Source organism: Polaromonas sp. P4_H1 (assembly GCF_056400945.1).
Genome location: NZ_JBFUKG010000013.1, coordinates 43,872 through 61,093, shown reverse-complemented (window position 1 = coordinate 61,093; position 17,222 = coordinate 43,872). Strand labels below are relative to the sequence as shown.

At 62.3% G+C, this 17,222-nt stretch carries 19 protein-coding genes; 6 read left to right on the top strand and 13 right to left on the bottom strand.

What is annotated here, in order from left to right; all coding sequences use genetic code 11:
• Positions 1 to 39: 39 nt before the first annotated feature.
• Both AC1DS5_RS17180 and AC1DS5_RS17175 read right to left on the bottom strand, forming a co-directional pair.
• Positions 40 to 672, bottom strand: a complete 633-nt coding sequence (locus AC1DS5_RS17180) for a hypothetical protein (protein WP_477719544.1) — start codon at positions 670 to 672, stop codon at positions 40 to 42.
• 104 nt (positions 673 to 776) lie between these two features.
• The gene (locus AC1DS5_RS17175) at positions 777 to 1,517 is read right to left on the bottom strand and encodes an SURF1 family protein (protein ID WP_477719463.1); all 741 of its coding nucleotides are present in this window, start codon (positions 1,515 to 1,517) and stop codon (positions 777 to 779) included.
• Positions 1,518 to 1,535: 18 nt separating this feature from the next.
• Between AC1DS5_RS17175 and AC1DS5_RS17170 the strand changes: the two genes are divergently transcribed.
• On the top strand, positions 1,536 to 1,757 hold the full coding sequence (locus tag AC1DS5_RS17170; RefSeq protein ID WP_477719462.1) for a twin transmembrane helix small protein: 222 nt from the start codon (positions 1,536 to 1,538) through the stop codon (positions 1,755 to 1,757).
• A 164-nt stretch (positions 1,758 to 1,921) separates the two neighbouring features.
• Here the strand turns inward: AC1DS5_RS17170 and AC1DS5_RS17165 are convergent, their stop codons facing one another.
• The 8 genes from AC1DS5_RS17165 to AC1DS5_RS17130 form a co-directional block, all read right to left on the bottom strand.
• A complete protein-coding gene (locus AC1DS5_RS17165; RefSeq protein ID WP_477719461.1) occupies positions 1,922 to 2,803 on the bottom strand; it encodes a cytochrome c oxidase subunit 3 in 882 nt (293 codons plus the stop codon).
• 76 nt (positions 2,804 to 2,879) lie between these two features.
• Positions 2,880 to 3,089 carry a DUF2970 domain-containing protein gene (locus tag AC1DS5_RS17160; protein WP_477719460.1) on the bottom strand — a complete coding sequence of 70 codons (210 nt, stop codon included), beginning with the start codon at positions 3,087 to 3,089 and terminating at the stop codon, positions 2,880 to 2,882.
• Positions 3,086 to 3,697, bottom strand: a complete 612-nt coding sequence (locus tag AC1DS5_RS17155; RefSeq protein ID WP_477719459.1) for a cytochrome c oxidase assembly protein — start codon at positions 3,695 to 3,697, stop codon at positions 3,086 to 3,088. Before AC1DS5_RS17155 ends, AC1DS5_RS17160 begins: the two co-directional genes overlap by 4 nt.
• A 33-nt stretch (positions 3,698 to 3,730) precedes the next feature.
• The gene (locus AC1DS5_RS17150; protein WP_232291500.1) at positions 3,731 to 3,841 is read right to left on the bottom strand and encodes a cytochrome oxidase small assembly protein; all 111 of its coding nucleotides are present in this window, start codon (positions 3,839 to 3,841) and stop codon (positions 3,731 to 3,733) included.
• 26 nt (positions 3,842 to 3,867) lie between these two features.
• A complete protein-coding gene (ctaD, locus tag AC1DS5_RS17145; protein ID WP_477719458.1) occupies positions 3,868 to 5,502 on the bottom strand; it encodes a cytochrome c oxidase subunit I in 1,635 nt (544 codons plus the stop codon).
• A gap of 99 nt (positions 5,503 to 5,601) precedes the next feature.
• Positions 5,602 to 6,786 (bottom strand): cytochrome c oxidase subunit II, encoded by a 1,185-nt coding sequence (gene coxB / locus AC1DS5_RS17140; protein ID WP_477719457.1) that lies wholly within the window; start codon positions 6,784 to 6,786, stop codon positions 5,602 to 5,604.
• A gap of 164 nt (positions 6,787 to 6,950) precedes the next feature.
• A complete protein-coding gene (locus AC1DS5_RS17135; protein WP_477719456.1) occupies positions 6,951 to 7,451 on the bottom strand; it encodes a DUF2244 domain-containing protein in 501 nt (166 codons plus the stop codon).
• Positions 7,452 to 7,749: 298 nt separating this feature from the next.
• Positions 7,750 to 8,652, bottom strand: a complete 903-nt coding sequence (locus AC1DS5_RS17130; RefSeq protein ID WP_477719455.1) for a methyltransferase domain-containing protein — start codon at positions 8,650 to 8,652, stop codon at positions 7,750 to 7,752.
• 15 nt (positions 8,653 to 8,667) lie between these two features.
• On the opposite strand from AC1DS5_RS17130, the gene AC1DS5_RS17125 reads away from it, so the two are divergent.
• Positions 8,668 to 9,471: a ComF family protein gene (locus AC1DS5_RS17125; protein WP_477719454.1), complete on the top strand. Its 804-nt coding sequence runs from the start codon at positions 8,668 to 8,670 to the stop codon at positions 9,469 to 9,471.
• A 241-nt stretch (positions 9,472 to 9,712) separates the two neighbouring features.
• Positions 9,713 to 10,222 carry a tRNA (uridine(34)/cytosine(34)/5-carboxymethylaminomethyluridine(34)-2'-O)-methyltransferase TrmL gene (gene trmL / locus AC1DS5_RS17120; protein WP_477719453.1) on the top strand — a complete coding sequence of 170 codons (510 nt, stop codon included), beginning with the start codon at positions 9,713 to 9,715 and terminating at the stop codon, positions 10,220 to 10,222.
• A 71-nt stretch (positions 10,223 to 10,293) separates the two neighbouring features.
• Here trmL and AC1DS5_RS17115 read toward each other — a convergent pair whose 3' ends face one another.
• Positions 10,294 to 10,749: a MaoC family dehydratase gene (locus tag AC1DS5_RS17115; RefSeq protein WP_477719452.1), complete on the bottom strand. Its 456-nt coding sequence runs from the start codon at positions 10,747 to 10,749 to the stop codon at positions 10,294 to 10,296.
• Positions 10,750 to 10,820: 71 nt separating this feature from the next.
• Positions 10,821 to 11,438 carry a nucleotide-binding protein gene (locus AC1DS5_RS17110; RefSeq protein ID WP_477719451.1) on the bottom strand — a complete coding sequence of 206 codons (618 nt, stop codon included), beginning with the start codon at positions 11,436 to 11,438 and terminating at the stop codon, positions 10,821 to 10,823.
• Positions 11,439 to 11,511: 73 nt separating this feature from the next.
• Between AC1DS5_RS17110 and kefF the strand changes: the two genes are divergently transcribed.
• Together kefF and kefC are read left to right on the top strand one after the other, a co-directional pair.
• On the top strand, positions 11,512 to 12,240 hold the full coding sequence (gene kefF, locus AC1DS5_RS17105; protein WP_477719450.1) for a glutathione-regulated potassium-efflux system oxidoreductase KefF: 729 nt from the start codon (positions 11,512 to 11,514) through the stop codon (positions 12,238 to 12,240).
• Positions 12,240 to 14,066 (top strand): glutathione-regulated potassium-efflux system protein KefC, encoded by a 1,827-nt coding sequence (gene kefC, locus AC1DS5_RS17100; RefSeq protein WP_477719449.1) that lies wholly within the window; start codon positions 12,240 to 12,242, stop codon positions 14,064 to 14,066. Before kefF ends, kefC begins: the two co-directional genes overlap by 1 nt.
• 86 nt (positions 14,067 to 14,152) lie before the next feature.
• On the opposite strand, the gene AC1DS5_RS17095 is transcribed toward kefC, so the two are convergent.
• On the bottom strand, positions 14,153 to 16,042 hold the full coding sequence (locus tag AC1DS5_RS17095) for a serine/threonine-protein kinase (protein WP_477719448.1): 1,890 nt from the start codon (positions 16,040 to 16,042) through the stop codon (positions 14,153 to 14,155).
• Positions 16,043 to 16,415: 373 nt separating this feature from the next.
• Between AC1DS5_RS17095 and AC1DS5_RS17090 the strand changes: the two genes are divergently transcribed.
• Positions 16,416 to 17,180: a 3',5'-cyclic-nucleotide phosphodiesterase gene (locus AC1DS5_RS17090; RefSeq protein WP_477719447.1), complete on the top strand. Its 765-nt coding sequence runs from the start codon at positions 16,416 to 16,418 to the stop codon at positions 17,178 to 17,180.
• Positions 17,181 to 17,222: the final 42 nt, after the last annotated feature.

Sequence of the window (17,222 nt, the reverse complement as noted above, 5' to 3'; positions counted from 1 at the left end):
CAGAGAGCCACACGCAGTGGGCGAACGTGGGGGCCATACTCACCTGCCTTCCTTGTCCCAGCTGCCGGAGGCGCGCAGCAAACGTTCCAGGTCACGCTTGGCTTTGGCCGCAGCCGCCACGTCCATGTCCGCCGGAAAGCGCATCATCCAGTTGCCCAGCGGATCGACGAGGTAAAGATGATCCTGCAGGCGCTGGCCCGCGGCGGGTTCCAGCCACTTCGCCAATTCCTGCGGCGCCACACGCAGCACGGTGGACGCGGCCAGCGCAGGCCGCAGGGCCTCGCGCACGGCCGCCTCGTCGTTGACCAGCCAGACACGGTCCAGCCGCTCTTTTTCCTTGCCCAGCGATTCGCGCAGCTGCCGCTGGAAATACAGGTTGCTCTCGCAGCGCGTGTCGCAGGCTCCACCCGCGACCGTGATCAGCAGCCACTGGTCCTTCAGGGCCGGCAACTCGCCCTTCTGTCCGTCCAGGGCCTGCGTGGCGATGGGCGGCAGCGGCCGCTGCGGATCGATCAGTTCGCCAAAATTGCGGCGACCCTCAGGCCGGATCACATAGTAGGTGAGATAGGACGCGATCACCGGAGCGGCGCACACCAGCAGCACCGCCAGCATTTTCCAGCGGCCGGCAACGGTACCGGGGGCCCGCGCGTGCGATGCGTCCAGCATCGGCATCGCGTGCACCGTCAGGCCCAGCGGCTGGTCTTGCGCTGCGGACGCCGCAGGGGTGGCGGCGTGTGGTGAGGAATATTCGGATTTGTCGTTTGTCACGGCGTTTGTCACGGCAGTTGGGCGCGGCGTTGGGCGCGTAAGGGATGAATCACTTGAAACCAGACATAAAGGATGACCACCAGCCCGCACAGCGCAAACCACTGGAAAGCGTAGCCGTAGTGTTTTTCCACCCCCAGGTTGGGTGCCGCCCATTCGCGCAGCAAACCCTCACTGGGTACACCGGTCTGCAGCAACGCGACACCGGGCAGCGGCAGACCGGTTTCAGCGCGAAAAGCATCCAGATCCAGATTTTGCCGGATGCGGCCCACATCCTCGCCCTTGAACTCGTAAAGCTTGGACGGTGGCGGGGCAATGCGGCCCTCCACGGTCACCAGTCCCGCCGGCGTCGAGACTTCCGGCAGCCGCGTGCGGCGGGTGAAATCGCGCGGCACCCAGCCACGCTGCACCAGCACCACCTGGCTGCTGCCTTGCAATGCCAGCGGCGTCAGCACCCAGAAGCCGGTTTTGCCACCCATGGGACGGTTGTCCAGGTAAATCGTATGCGCAGGCAGCCACGTCCCTTGAATCGATACCCGCCGGTGCATTTCATTGGCTATCTCTTTAGCAGCACCAAATGCCCGGTTATCCAGGGGGGGCAGGCTGTTTTTTGCTTCAATGGACGCGTGGAGCGCTTCTTTCTGGGCAGCGCGGCGCAACTGCCACTGGCCCAGGGAAAAGGTCACCCCCGCCGCCAGCAGCGCCGCCAGCGTGAGCAGCCAGAAGCGGGGCGAGTGCAAAGCGGAAGTCATGGGCAGATAATCCGGGTCATGACTTATCTTGTTGCACTGGCATTTATCGCCATCATCGCCAGCCTTGGCTCCGCGCTCTTTTTCATGCTCAAGGACGGCACCGACGGCAAGCGCAAAACCAGCAACATGGCGCGCGCCCTGGCGTTCCGTGTCGGGTTTTCGGTCTTGCTGTTTGTGTGCATTCTGATCGCGTGGAAACTGGGCTACATACAACCTACCGGCATACCGGTCGGCAAATAAAACTTGGCGCTCAAAAACAAAGGCCGCATTCAGCGGCCTTTGTTTTTACTTGGTTGTGATTGTCGCATCTACCGCACCTTCCGCAGCCGGCCAGAGGACGTCACGTACTTCACGTTCCGTGCGGCCCCCGAAGGGCCCGCACACCACCCTCTGAAAGTGGCGCCTTACAGCCAGTAAACGAGGATGTAGAGGCCCAGCCAGACCACGTCCACAAAGTGCCAGTACCAGGCGGCGCCTTCGAAGCCGAAATGCTTCTCGGGGGTGAAATGGCCTTTTTGCAGGCGCAGGGTGATGAACAGCAGCATCAGCATGCCGACAAACACGTGAAAGCCGTGAAAACCGGTCAGCATGTAAAAGGTGGAGCCATACACGCCCGATGTGAGTTTGAGGTTCAACTCGGAATAGGCGTGCGCGTACTCGTAGCCCTGGACACACAGGAACACGATACCCAGCAGTACGGTCATCCACATGAAGGCAATGGTCCGGCCGCGAAGGTTGTCACGCAGGGCGTGGTGGGCAATGGTCAGCGTCACACCCGAGCTCAGCAGCAGCGCGGTGTTGATGGTGGGCAACCAGAACGGCGTCATGGTGGTGAACGGCTCGATGATGTCGGCAGGCGAAGCGGTGGCGCCGGCTGCAATGCTGGGCCAGACAGCCTTGAAGTCAGGCCACAGCAGCGCGTTGTCCAGGCTGCCGAGGGCCGGCACGGAATGCGCGCGGGCCCACCAGAGCGCCGTGAAGAAGGCACCGAAGAACATCACTTCGGAAAAAATGAACCAGCTCATGCTCCAGCGGAATGACAGGTCGATCTTGCGGCCGTACAGACCGCTTTCACTTTCGGCAATGGCGTCACGGAACCACTGGAAAAGGGTGCCAAGCCACCACACCAGGCCGAAGGCTACCGACCAGGCGCCCCAACCTGCGCCATTGACCCACTGGCTGGCGCCAAGGATCACAAAAAACAGGCCAATGGACGCCATTACCGGATGCCGGGAAGGGCTGGGCACAAAGTAGTGGGGGGTTCCCGCATGGGTTGCTGATGACATCGCTCGACTCCTGTTCTCTCGAATTTCCAATAATTTTCTGATTCAAAACCGTGAAGGCTTGCTGCGCGCCAAGGCCCTAGCGCGCAACCACCCAGTTCACCAGCAGCACCAAGGCCGCCACAAATACAAAAACACCCACCAGGCCCACCACAATGATGTGGACAGGGCTCAAATTCTTGATGTCCTCTTCATAGTCACCGCGCGCCCGCAAGCCCACAAAAGACCACGCGACCGCTTTGGCCGTGCGCCAGATGGATTTTTTCGAAGAACCGGCGGCCATGCTCATGCACCAGCCCGCACGCCGGGTACCGCCGCAGCCGTGGCTGCGCCGGAGGTAGCGGGCGCAGCGGGCGTCTTGCCGCCTACTTCGAAAAAGGTGTACGACAGCGTGATGGTGCTGACGTCCCTGGACAACTTGGGATCGATCACGAAAGCCACAGGCCACTGCTTCTTCTCGCCGGGCGCCAGCGTGTACTGGCTAAAGCAGAAACACTCCAGCTTGTTGAAATGAGCGGCCGCCTGGGCCGGGGCATAGCTGGGAATGGCCTGGGCCGACATGGTGCGGTCCTGCACATTCTGAAACTCGTACATCACCGTGGTCAATTCACCAGGGTGCACCTGCAGCGTGTTCTGGGCCGGCTTGAAATGCCAGGGGCCACGCGAGTTGGCATCAAACTCCACCGTGATGGTCCGGGTGCGGTCCACCTGCGTGTTGGCCGGCAGCTGCGATGTGGCACCGGGAATTTGCCGGTCAGACAGGGCCAGCACATTGATGCCGGTCATCTCGCAAATGGCCTTGTAGATGGGCACCAGCGCATAGCCGAAAGCGAACATGCCGAGCACGATAACGCCCAGCTTGCCCACCATCTTGAAATTCTCGCTCTTGAGCCGCATCAAAGTTGTGCCTGTTGACTAGCGTTGACTGGCTCAGTGGCCGAGAAAAATCATTTTGGCCATGAAACCCGCAAAAAAGACGAGCGCAACCGAAGCCAGGATCAGTGCCAGCCGCAAATTGCTTTTCTTTTGGTCAGGTGTCATCGTGCGCTATCGGGTTATCGGGTGGTTCAACCAATCACGCGGGTTGCCGTGGCATCCAGCTTGGGAGGGGTTTCAAAGGTGTGAAAAGGTGCTGGCGACGGGACTTCCCACTCCAGACCTTCAGCGCCCTTGCCACCTTCGTCAACCCAGGGGTTCTGCCTGGCGGGGGCACCCTGGCCGCGCATCGTGGGCACCACAATGAACAGGAAGAAGTACACCTGTGCCACACCGAAGAAGAAGGCACCGACAGAGGCAATCGCGTTGAAGTCGGCAAACTGCATCGGGTAGTCGGCATAGCGGCGCGGCATGCCAGCCAGACCCAGGAAGTGCATCGGGAAGAACGTCACGTTGAAGGAAATCAGCGACCACCAGAAGTGAATCTTGCCACGGGTTTCGTTGTACATCACACCAGTCCACTTGGGTGACCAGTAGTAGTAACCGGCAAACAGGGCATACAGCGAGCCTGCCACCAGCACGTAGTGGAAGTGGGCCACCACGTAATACGTGTCCTGCAACTGGGTGTCAATCGGTGCGACCGACAAAATCACACCTGTCAGGCCACCGATGGTGAACACGAAGATGAAACCCACGGCAAACAGCATGGGCGTCTCGAACGTCATCGAACCCTTCCACATGGTGGCGATCCAGTTAAACACCTTCACGCCGGTGGGCACCGCGATCAGCATGGTCGAATACATGAAGAACAGCTGGCCGGTGACGGGCATGCCAGTGGTAAACATGTGGTGAGCCCACACGACAAAACTCAGGATCGCGATGGAGCCGGTGGCATACACCATCGACGCGTAGCCGAACAGGCGCTTGCGCGAGAACGCGGGAATGATCTGGCTGATGATGCCGAACGCCGGCAGGATCATGATGTAGACCTCGGGGTGGCCGAAGAACCAGAAGATATGCTGGTACATCACCGGGTCACCGCCGCCGGCGGGGTTGAAGAAGCTGGTGCCAAAGTGGCGATCCGTCAGCGTCATGGTGATGGCGCCGGCCAGCACAGGCATCACGGCGATCAGCAGGTAGGCGGTGATCAGCCAGGTCCAGCAGAACATCGGCATCTTCATCAAGGTCATGCCGGGTGCGCGCATGTTCAAAATGGTCACGATGATGTTGATCGAGCCCATGATGGACGAAGCGCCCAGAATGTGCATCGCAAAAATACCGGCGTCCATGGACGGGCCCATCTGCAGCGTCAGCGGCGCGTAGAGCGTCCAGCCAGCAGCGGGAGCACCGCCCGGCATGAAGAACGAGGTGGCCAGCATCAGGCCGGCAGGAATCATCAGCCAGAAGCTGAAATTGTTCATGCGGGCAAATGCCATGTCGGCCGCACCGATTTGCAGCGGAATCATCCAGTTCGCGAAGCCCACGAAGGCCGGCATGATGGCGCCGAACACCATGATCAGGCCGTGCATGGTGGTGAGCTGGTTGAACAGCTCAGGGTTCACCAGCTGCAGGCCGGGCTGGAACAGTTCAGCGCGAATCAACAGGGCCAGCACGCCACCGAACATCAGCATGAAAAAGCTGAACAGCAGGTACAGCGTGCCAATGTCCTTGTGGTTGGTCGCGAATACCCAGCGACGCCAGCCCGTCGGGGCATGGTGGTCGTGGTCATCATGCGCGTGGTCGTGATGGTCTAGAACTGCACTCATCTTGGCTTCCTTTGGTGGCTTGTGCCTGTAGCTTTTGTCTTTACGGCTGACGAAATGGTCTTGCGGTATCGGGATATCGGGCGGGGCGAATTGCCCGCCTTACTTGCGTGCGGCTTGAAGCTGCGCAGGCTGTACCAAACGGCCGGTCTGGTTGGACCAGTTGTTCTTGGTGTAAGTGATCACCGCAGCCAGGTCGGTATCGCTGAGCGCCTTCCACGACGGCATCGCACCGCTGGCGGCGCCGTTCAGCACGACCTGGATCTGCTTGTTGTGGTCCGCATCCAGCACAATGGCAGAGCCGTCCAGCGGCTTGATCGGGCCTGCGCCCTTGCCGTTGGCCTGGTGGCAGGCTGCGCAGTTGGCCGCATACACCTTTTCGCCGCGGGCCTTGAGGTCCACCAGCGTCCAGACCCTGGTCGGATCATCCGCCTTGGCTGCCGCTTCCTTTGCCTTGACCGCCACCCAGGCGGTGTAGTCCTGGGCGGACACCACTTTCACGTGGATGGGCATATAGGCGTGCTCTTTGCCGCACAACTCGGCGCACTGGCCATAGTAGTCACCGATTTTTTCAGCACGAAACCAGGTGTCGCGCACAAAGCCGGGAATCGCATCCTGCTTGATGCCGAATGCCGGCACCATGAAGGCATGGATCACGTCACTGGCCGTGGTGATAATGCGGATTTTCTTGTTGACCGGCACGACCAGCGGGTTGTCCACCTTGAGCAGGTAGTTGTCGGGCGCTTCACCGGCTTTCGGGCCACCCCGGTCCGACATTTCGCGGTGCGTGTTGTCGAGCGTGGAAACAAAACCGATGCCCTCGCCCTCACCCTTGATGTAGTCGTAACCCCATTTCCACTGGATGCCCGTGGCCTTGATGGTGACGTCGGCGCTGGTCGTGTCTTTCTGGGCGACCAGCACTTTGGTGGCTGGCAAGGCCATGGCGATCACGATGACGAAAGGCACGATGGTCCAGGCGATTTCAACCGCGGTGGACTCATGGAAATTGGACGCCTTGTGGCCCACCGATTTGCGGTGCTTCCAGATGGAATAGAACATCACACCGAACACCGCGACAAAAATCACGAGACAGATGATCATCATGAACCAGTGCAGCCAGTTCTGCTCTTCGGCGATTTTGGTGACTGCAGGATGCAAGTTGAGCTGGTTGACAGCCGGACCACCGGGCAGGTCATTGACGGCGTGGGCGGCGGTGCCGACCCATGCAGCCGCAGAGGCCAGAATTGCGCCCGCATGCTGCATGCCAAGCCGTGTCATTTTGCTCATGGTGTTGCTTACGTTCATCGTGATCACTTTTATTGCTTCCATTACTCACCGAACTATCCGACCAAATTAACCGGCTGATTATAAAGTTAGCGGCAGGTCACCCTGCCGCAACTGAACTGACCCAGACTTTCAGCACACACACATGCACATGCACATGCACATGCTCAACAGGTTCGCAGCGCGCAGCGTATCTCGCGAGCCAGCGCTGGGCGCAACTCAGGCCGCACATGCCGCCCCACCCGCACCGACCGCCCCTGCCCGGATACCTCGATCAGCGAACCATCTCCATCCTTGGGCTCGACCCGAACCCACTCACGATTGAACTCGGCCCGTTGCGTACGCCCTGCCGTTTCCAGTTCAACCACCAAGCGCTCACCCTGCAGGACGATTTTTTCACCGTCGGTCGCATGGCGCGCATACGCCAGAAAGGCCGCCCCCACCGCCAACAACTCCAGCCACGCGAAGGGCATGACCAGCGTGGCGCCCTGTGCCCAGAAAAATGCTGCGATACCCAGCGATACCACGCACAGCGACACATAAAGCCATCCGAGTTGAGCCGGCGTGACGGAACAGTGACGCTTGAGAAGCCACTGCACGGCCTCCTGGCCGTGACTGCCCTGCGCGGGCAAGGTGGCGAAACGAAACGCTGGTGTTGGCTGCAGCACGTGGCAACCCCCAAAAAACTGCAACCAATACGCCGCATTGGCCGCATGAGGCTCGGGAACATACCCAAAATTCAGTTTGGATTGTAGCCGGGTTTAACCCCCTGTTACTCCGGCAAAACCGCTCGCCCCACGCTTGTTGAAGGGCCGGCCCACGGGGAAGACGGGACTTTGACGGGCCCGGCCGGAACGGCGTCTGACAAGGGCTGAACGGTATCGGGCGTCACCGCCAACTTCCATGGAAATCAATGAAAAATCCCGCCGCCGGACTACCGCCGACCGCAAGGCGTCACGCCGCAGCTCAGGAATGCAGCCGCTGCCCGTGCAGGATGTTGCGCATGTCTTCCACCGACACCGCACTGAGCGCGCTGACCTTGATTTTGGGTGGCGCCTTCAGCGCGTGACCATAAATGACTTCGAACGTGAGCGACAGCCGGCCATCTTCGCTGCGGACCAGGTGCCGCGCCAGCGCCTGCTCCAGGCGCGCTTTCCAGGCCCGCCCGCGCAAGGCCGGAAAGCGGGCAGGATGGAAGTTGCGACCCAGTTCGGCCAACTCCTGCAAGAGACGCGCCGGGGTCTCATAGGTCAGGGTAATGCGCTCCATATCCATCACCGGTTCGGCAAAACCGGTTTGCACCAGCATGTCGCCCCAATCGTGCATGTCGGTCAAGTCATGTCCTGCGGGCGGCCAGCCCAGCTGTGTGTAGACCTCGCGCAACTCCCGTGCGGTGTCGGGCCCGAGGCAGGAAAACATCAAAAAACCGCTGACTTTCAAAGCCTGGTGCCACTGGGCCAACAGGGCTTGCGGGTCGGCCGCCTCATGCAGCGCCATATTGGCCCACAACATATCCACGCTGGCCGGTGGTGGCGTTTCAAAGCGCGGGCGGGCGGCGCCCCATTGCTTCGGGTTCCACCATGGTGACGCTATCTTTTTCATAGCTACTTGCGACCGATCCATGCTGGCTTCCGCCACATAACAGATTGAACCCGGATAGGTTTTTGCCAGCTGGGCGTGGGCCTGCAGGCCGCCGCGCAAAGCGCCCCAATGCGCCCAGGCCTCGGGCTGCAGCTTGATCCACTGCAGCCTGTCCTGCATGCGGCGGGCCACCTCCTCATGCAGCCACGGCGAGGCCAGCGGCGCCGTGCGCTGCCAGCGGCTGACGGCAAGCGGATCGAGTGTGGGCGGTCGCTGGGTGGTGGTCATTGGTGAGATGATGCAGTGCGCAGAAAGGTACGCGAGTATATTGACACGGTGTACACACGCCCGCCTGCCTCCCGTTTATTTCCCCGTTTATCGCTGCCACCGTTGCCCGGCCTGGTCAGCCGGTGCGCGGTCTGCCGCAGCTGGCCGGCACGCCAGGTGTGCCAGCCCTGCCTGGCGCGTTTTGCGCCGTTGCAGCATCGCTGTGCCAGTTGCGCGCTGGCACTGCCAGCCGACCTGTCCATGGGCCTGAGAAGTGGTCCCGGCCTGTGTGGCAGCTGCGTGCGCCAGCGCCCCCCGCTCGATCGGGCGCTGGCCGCGGTGCCTTACGCCTACCCCTGGTCGACACTGATTGCCGGCTACAAATTTGGCGAGCAGCCCGGCTGGGCTGCCTTCTTTGCGCACATGCTGCTCCAGACGCCCGGCGTGCTGCAGGCATTGGGCGACCTGCAGGCCAGCGACTGGATTGTTCCGGTTCCGCTGTCGACAACGCGGCTGCAGACGCGCGGGTTCAACCAGGCCTGGGAGCTGGCCAGCGCTCTGGCCCGGCAATCGCGGACCATCGGCCGGGCCGACGCGCGCTTGCTGCTGCGCGTCAAACACACGCGTCCGCAAAGCGAATTGAAGCGCGAGGCGCGGCTGGCGAATGTCGAGGGCGCCTTTCTGGTCGATCCGCTGCGCGTGGGCGAGCTGGAAGGCCGGCGCGTGGTGCTGGTGGATGACGTGATGACCAGCGGCGCCTCGCTCTTCACCGCGGCCCGCGCCTTGCGCAAAGCTGGCGCCGCCCACATCACCGCGGTGGTGTTGGCACGCACGGAGTAATGGCCCCCACGTTCGCTCACTGCGTGTAGCTCTCTGCCCCCCGAGGGGGCCGCTGCGCCTGCGGTCTGGCAAAGCCAGTCCCGCGGCCCCTGCTGGGATTAAGAGCCCCCACGTTCACTCGCTGCGTGTAGCTCTCTGCCCCCGAGGGGCGCATTTTTCCTGGGGGCGGCCCTGCGGAAAAACCTCGGCCCCCACGTTGGCTCACTGCATGTCGTACCCGGCTAGCAACGACAATCGAGCCATGTTCAATATTGTTCTCGTCGAGCCCGAAATCCCGCCCAATACCGGCAATGTGATTCGCCTGGTGGCCAATACCGGCTGCCGTCTTCACCTGGTGGAGCCGCTCGGCTTTTCGATGGACGACAAGCACATGCGGCGCGCCGGGCTGGACTACCACGAGTACGCCCAGGTGCTGCGCCATGCGAGCTGGCAGGCGCTGCTGGATAGCGAGCAACCACCCGCCTCACGGCTCTTCGCCCTGACGACGCAAGGCGCCGGCAGCGTGTACGACATGCGTTTCCTGCCGGGCGACTGGCTGGTGTTTGGCGCTGAAACCCGGGGCCTGGCGCCCGAAGTACGGGAATCCTTTCCGCTGGCACAGCGCCTGAAGGTTCCCATGCGGCCCGGCCAGCGCAGCCTCAACCTGTCCAACACCGTGGCGGTCACGGTGTTTGAGGCGTGGCGGCAAAACGGGTTTGCCGGGGCACAGAGTCCTGCTTCCGGCGGACAAGGCGAGTTGGCCCGCAACTGACCGGCTTTGAATTGAGCGGCTTTTGCTTGTGAATTGAGACGCTTTTGAGGCGCACCCCCAGCCGCCACCCTTCAGGGGTAGCGCCGCACCAGCGATTCGGCCACGCACACCGGCTTGTCCGAGCCTTCCCGTTCCACCGTCACCTCCCAGGTCATCTGCATGCCGGCGTTGTCGATCGGCTCGGCCGCCAGCAGCTTCATGCGGGCACGCAGGCGGCTGCCCACGGGCACCGGAGCCGTGAAACGAACCTTGTTCAGGCCGTAATTCACGCCCATGCGCGAGCCAATGACCTCGAACGATGACTCAAAAAACCGCGGCAGCAGCGATAGCGTCAGGAACCCATGCGCGATGGGTCCGCCGAAGGGGCCGGCCGCAGCCTTTTCGGGGTCAACGTGGATCCACTGGTGGTCGCCCGTGGCCTCGGCAAACAGGTTGACCTGCTGCTGCGTGATGGTGAGCCACTCGCTGACAGCGACTTCCTGGCCGGTACAGGCCGCCAGTTCGGACAGGGTTTGAAAGGTCTTCATGGCCCGACTTTAGCGGCTGCAGGGGACCGTGCTTGTCGGATCAGCGACAAGCCCCCTCCCCGCCTGCCCGCCTACTCGTCCAGCCAGCGGCAGACGCCCTGCCACTGCTCCAGGTCCTTGTCGACGCGGCTGGGCGCCACGTCAAACAGGCTCAGCCCCCGGGCGGCCAGATGGATGTAGTTTTGCGTGTCCCGCAGATAACCCAGCACCGGCAGCCCCAGGCCTTCCACAAAGTCGCGCAGCTTGTCGGCGGCAATCGTGCGGGCGTCCACCCGCATGCCGATGACGCCCACCTGCATCTTGCCGGCATGGCGGTGCTCGGCCAGCTCGTCCAGAAAGGCGCGCGTGGCGAAAATATCAAACACGCTGGGCTGCAGCGGCACGATGACCTTGTCGGCCAGCTTGACGATGTCGTTGAAACGCCAGCCGTTAAGGCCGGCCGGTGTGTCCAGCACCACATGGGTGGTTCCCCGCGGCGGTCTGGCGATCAGGTCTGCATTCAGGTCCCAGGTCGCGACGGGGCGCGCAGCGGGCGGGCGCAAACCCAGCCACAGCCGCGAGGACTGTTGCCGGTCGGCGTCCCCGAGCATCACCGCATGGCCCTGCGACGCATGGTAGCCGGCAATGTTGGTGGCCAACGTCGACTTGCCGACGCCCCCCTTTGGATTGGCAATCACGACCACGGGCATACAACTCTCCTCTGGTGCTGAAGAACTTATACGGGTGCAAGTTCCATGCTTGCTTTTCCGCTATGGTAACGGCATGGACACCGTTCTCACAAACCCTCACATGGCGGACAGCGCCGGCCATCAGGCTGCGAATACCGACATCTACGTCATCGCGGCTCATCCGGCGTGGCGTGAATCCCGGGTGAATCGCCCCCTGATGGAGGCCGCCAAGGCGCTGCCGCGCGTGCAGGTGCAAGACCTGTATTCAAGTTACCCCGACTACGCCATTGACGTCGCCAGGGAGCAGGCCGCGCTGGCGCAGGCCCGGCTGGTGGTGCTGCTGCACCCCATCCAGTGGTACTCGATGCCCGCCCTGCAAAAGCTCTGGCTGGACGACGTATTGACGTATGGCTGGGCCTATGGCCAAGGCGGACACGCCCTTGAAGGCAAGGATTTATGGCTGGTGGCGACCACCGGCGGGCCTGAGACTTCCTACCATCCCCAAGGCTACAACCGCTATTTTTTCGATGCTTTCCTGCCGCCCTATGAGCAAAGCGCCATTTTGTGCGGCATGCGGTTTTTGCCGCCCATGGTGCTGCACGGTGCGCACCGGGTCAGCGCGGAGGCCGTCGACCAGCACCTGGCCATCTTCAGCCAGCGTTTGCAAAGCTACCCCGACTGGCCCGAGCTCGAGGACCTCGAACAATACCCCGCCTGCGCAGTGCCCACGAAAGACCGCTTGCCCAGGGACGAGGCCAGCATCGAAGCGGACCCGGAAAGCAAGGACGCAGGTACAACGACAAACGCAGGAATCACCCGCTAATGGAACACGCCCCCGCCTGGCTCACCAACAGCTTCATCTACCTGGCAGCTGCCGTTGTCGCCGTACCGCTCGCCAAGAAATTCGGCCTGGGCTCCATCATTGGCTACCTGGCCGCGGGCATTGCCATCGGCCCTTGGGGCATGGGCCTGGTCACCAATGTGCAGGACATTCTTCACTTTGCCGAATTCGGCGTGGTGTTGATGCTGTTCCTCGTCGGCCTGGAGCTGGAGCCCAAGCGGCTGTGGAATTTGCGCCGGCCCATCTTTGGCTGGGGCAGCGCCCAGGTGCTGGGCTGCGCCGCCCTGCTGACCGGCGCGGCCATGGCGTTTGGCGTGAGCTGGCAGATCGCGCTGGTGGCCGGCCTGGGCCTGGCGCTGTCGTCCACCGCCATCGCCTTGCAAACCATGGGCGAGCGCAACCTGATGCCCACGTCCAGCGGACAGGCCGGGTTTTCTATTCTGCTGTTTCAGGACGTGGCGGCCATTCCGATTCTGGCGCTGCTGCCGTTGCTGGGTGCGGTGGCCGGCGAAAACGAAGCCGTAGCCCAATCCCACAAAGCGATTGAAGCTCTTAAAATCATAGCAGTCATCGGCGGCATCATTCTCGGCGGCCGCTTGCTGCTGCGCCCGCTGCTGCGCTGGATTGCCAACAGCGGCACGCCAGAAATCTTCACCGCCGCATCGCTGCTGCTGGTCGTCGGCATTGCCGCGTTGATGCAGCTGGTGGGCCTGTCGATGGCGCTGGGCGCTTTTTTGGCGGGCGTGCTGCTGGCCGAAAGCGAGTACCGGCGCGAGCTGGAAACCGATATTCAGCCCTTTAAGGGCCTGCTGCTGGGCCTGTTTTTCATCGCCGTGGGCATGAGCATTGACTTTGGCGTGCTGATGAAGTCGCCGGGCCTGATGGCCGTCATCTTGCTGGGTTTCCTGGGCCTGAAGCTGATGCTGATCTACGGCCTGGCCACCCTTATGAAGCTGCCCTACCAGGAGCGCCCGGTGTTTGCCCTGCTGCTGGCGCAAGGCGGCGAATTTGCCTTTGTGGTGTTTCAGGCCGCTGCCGGTGCGCGGGTGTTTGCACCCGAAACCGCTTCGCTGCTGATCGGTGCGGTGGCGCTGTCGATGCTGGTCAGCCCGCTCCTGCTGGTGGCCATCGACAAGCTGCTGCTGCCGCGTTATGCCAATTGCAACACGCCCCAGCTCGAAGAAATCTCCGAGCAGCAGGCCGCGCCCATCATCATTGCCGGTTTTGGCCGCTACGGTCAGATCGTCGGCCGCATGCTGCTGGCGCAAGGCATTCCAGCCACGGTGCTGGAGCACGACGCCGACATGGTGGAAACCGTGCGCGCCTTCGGCCTCCGGGTGTTTTACGGCGATGCCACACGGCTGGACCTGCTGCGCACGGCCGGTGCCGCCAGCGCCAAAATCCTGGTGCTATCGGTGGACAGCATGGAGCAGTCGCTGAAGATCGTGGACCTGGTGAAAGAGCACTTTCCGCATCTGGAGATCGTGGCCCGCGCGCGCGACGTGACGCACTGGAATGCCCTGCGCGACCGCGGCGTGATGCGCATCGAGCGCGAGGTGTTTGAGTCCAGCCTGCGCAGCGCCCGCACCGTACTCGAGCTGCTGGGCCAGCCGCCGCACGAAGCCCGCCAAACCGCCATGCGCTTTCGCCAGCACAACCTCGAATTGTTTGAGCAGATGTACCCGCACCGCAAGGACCGCACCAAGCTCATCGCCGTGGCCACGCAGGGGCGGCTGCAGCTGGAAGAACAGATGGCGCAGGAGCGCGCGCAAGCGGCGCAGCCCCGGCCTCAGGACTGGCACGGCTGACTTTGAAGGAAAAATCGCTTCAACCCAACTTTATCAATGAACACATGCAGCTACTGTTTTTGTAGCATGCGGGAGCTGGGGACGGACTACCGGAGCGATTGCTCGGACTCCCGCTTTCGCTGCTCGAGGGCCCGCCGCTCCACACAGACCGGATGGCTGGCAAATAGCGGCCTGGCGCACTGCACCGCGATGCAGATCTCAAAAGTCACCAGGTTGCGGCCTTCACAGAATTGCCGTGGGTGGGCAGGTGCCGCCGGGTCGGGAGCGGTGGCTGCATCGCGCGTCAGCGGGGGGGCGGTCGCCGCCCCTTCGGTTTTGGCCTGAGCCTGTTGGGCCGGCCTGCCTTTGTCATTCGACCGTGTTTTAACCACCGCCGGGGCTGCTTCTACCGCAGCGGGCGCATCGGGCTGGGCGGCTACGGCTTGCACCATGGGTGCTGGTGCTGCCGGCGTTGCCGCAACCGGAACACCGGTATTGGCCGGTGCGGCAGACTGCACTGCAGGCCGCGCAGCCGGGCCCGACGCCAATTTGAAGCCGATGCCGGCCGCAAGCACCACGATGCCCGTCATGCCAACAATGGCCCAGGTCAGGCGCCGGGATGCCGGCGCGGCGGGCGCAACTTTTGCGGCCCGTGCAGGCACCGTGTCGTCACCTTGCACGGGTGGCGGCCGCGCAGTTTGCACGGCAGCCTGTCCAGGCTCCCTGGCGTGCATGTCGGCAGGGCTCGGGGCGGTATCAGCCGTGCCAGAAGACCGGTCTCTGAACTCGGGCACGGTCTTGTCCATCTGGGTGGCAGAAGGAGAAAGCGGCATGACCGGCGTGCCCACATCCGACCGCAGACCGGCATCCAAACCGATATCCGAATCCTCACCGGCCAGCTCGCCGAGTTTTCTCAGGCGGCGACGTGCCAGGCTGGCGTAGATGCCTTCGGGAAACTTGGCGAGAAAGCCCCGGATATCTTCGGCATCGGTGGAGTCCTTGATCTCTTTCCAGTAGATCAACTCCAGCTCCTGCGTCACGATGGGGATATCGGTACTGGTGCCCGACTGCAGGCCGACCAGGGCTTCACCCGGATGCAGGGTGCCCGTCCAGGTGGAACTGCTTGCGGAGCTGGCCGGGCTGGCAGGCGGAACCACCGCCGGGTCAGCCGCTTCGCGGGTGGCCGCCTGCAGGGCGGCATTGAATTCCCGCGCCGTCGCAAAACGCTGGCTCGGTAATTTGGCCAAAGCCCGGGCCACCACCGCGTCGATGGCGGCGGGCAATCTCGGGTTGAAGGAGGTCGGCGCCGCAGCGGTGTGACCCACGATCTGCTGAATGATGGCGAAGTCGGTATCGGCGTCAAATGGCCGCTTGCCCGTGAGCAGCTGGTACAGCACGATGCCGGCGGCGAACAGGTCAGCCCGGGCGTCAACCGGCCGGCCCTGGACCTGCTCTGGCGACATGTACTTGAGCGTGCCCACCATGGTGCCCTGCGTGCGCGTGGCTTCGCTCGAATCCTGGATGCGGGCCACACCAAAATCGGTGAGCTTGACGCGCCCATTGCCCTGGATCAGCAGGTTGGCGGGCTTGATGTCGCGGTGAACGACGCCCTGCCGGTGCGCATAGTCGAGCGCCGACAGCAGGTCGCCCATGATGCCCAGGGTCTGCGCCAGCGTATAGAGCTTGCCTTTGTCCAGGTGGTGCTTGAGGTCATCGCCGTGGATGAATTCCATGACCAGATAGGCCATGTCGCCATCGCGATCGGAGTCGTACACGCTGACAATGTTGGGGTGCTGCAGGCGCGCGGCCGAGCGCGCTTCCGTGCGAAAGCGCACCTCATATTCAGCGGCTTCCTCTTCCGACAGGTCTTCAACCTTGATGGTCTTGATCGCCACCCGGCGGTCCAGATTGGGATCACGCCCCTCGTATACCAGCCCCATGGCACCCTTGCCGAGCACGCGGATGAGATCGTATCGACCTAGCTTCTTGAGACTCATGAGGGAATTAAAAAGGGCCGCAGTGAGGAGGGAGCAAACGTGCCGCAGGGATACGTCTGGAAACGAAAACGATTCTAGCCTGCAACGCAGAGCCGGCCCGGAGTTGGGGCGCCCTGCTGTTGCCGCTCGCACCCGTTGGGCGTGGCGAGGTTGGCCTGATCATGCGGACCTCCCAGCCTCCCGACTCAATCGGAACAATCTATTGCAACTCAACACCTGGAGCCTGAGACACCCTATTCAGGCCACTGTCTCTCGCACAAACCAGGTTTCGCAAACGGGAATCGGCGCTTGCCGGCTGGGCCAACGGCTACGATACTTGCACTCAGGCAGCTGGATTTCCTATCCGGGCGTATACGTTTATCTGTTTATCCGTATGAAGCTGAGAATTCTGGGGTGTAGCGGCGGAATCGGCGCGAACCTGCGCACAACCGCCATGCTGCTCGACGACGACGTGCTGATCGATGCCGGTACTGGCGTCGGTGATCTTGCCTTGGACGAAATGGTGCGCATTGACCACGTCTTCGTCACCCACTCGCACCTGGACCATATTTGCAGCATTCCTTTTCTGGTCGATACGGTCGGCTATAGGCGTAACACACCATTGACGGTGTACGCCACCAGGGAGACGCTCGATGCCTTGCGTGTCCACGTTTTCAACAATTGCATCTGGCCTGACTTCACCATGCTGCCGCGGCCTGAGGCGCCCTATCTGCAGTATCGCGAGATCAGCCGAGGCGAGACCGTGTCGCTGGCCGGACGCAAAATCACCGCACTCTCCGCCAATCACCTGGTGCCGGCCGTCGGCTACTGTCTGGACAGTGGTGCCGCGAGCCTGGTGTTTACCGGTGATACCGGTCCCAACGATGCCCTGTGGAAAACTGTCAACGGCATCAGCAACCTGCGTTATCTGATCATCGAGACCGCATTTTGCAACCGCGACTACGCGATCGCCATGGCCTCCAAGCACCTGTGCCCCGCCTTGCTGGCCGAGGAGATCAGCAAGCTGCGCGTTCCTGTGGAAATCTTCATCACCCATATGAAGCCAGGCGATAGGGCGCTAACCGCATTGGAAGTCGCCGCAGCCTTGAAGGCCTATCAGCCAGGAATGCTTGAACATGGCCAGGTATTTGAATTTTAAAAAAGCGCTGCATCCGACTGCACGACCGGCAAACGGCACATT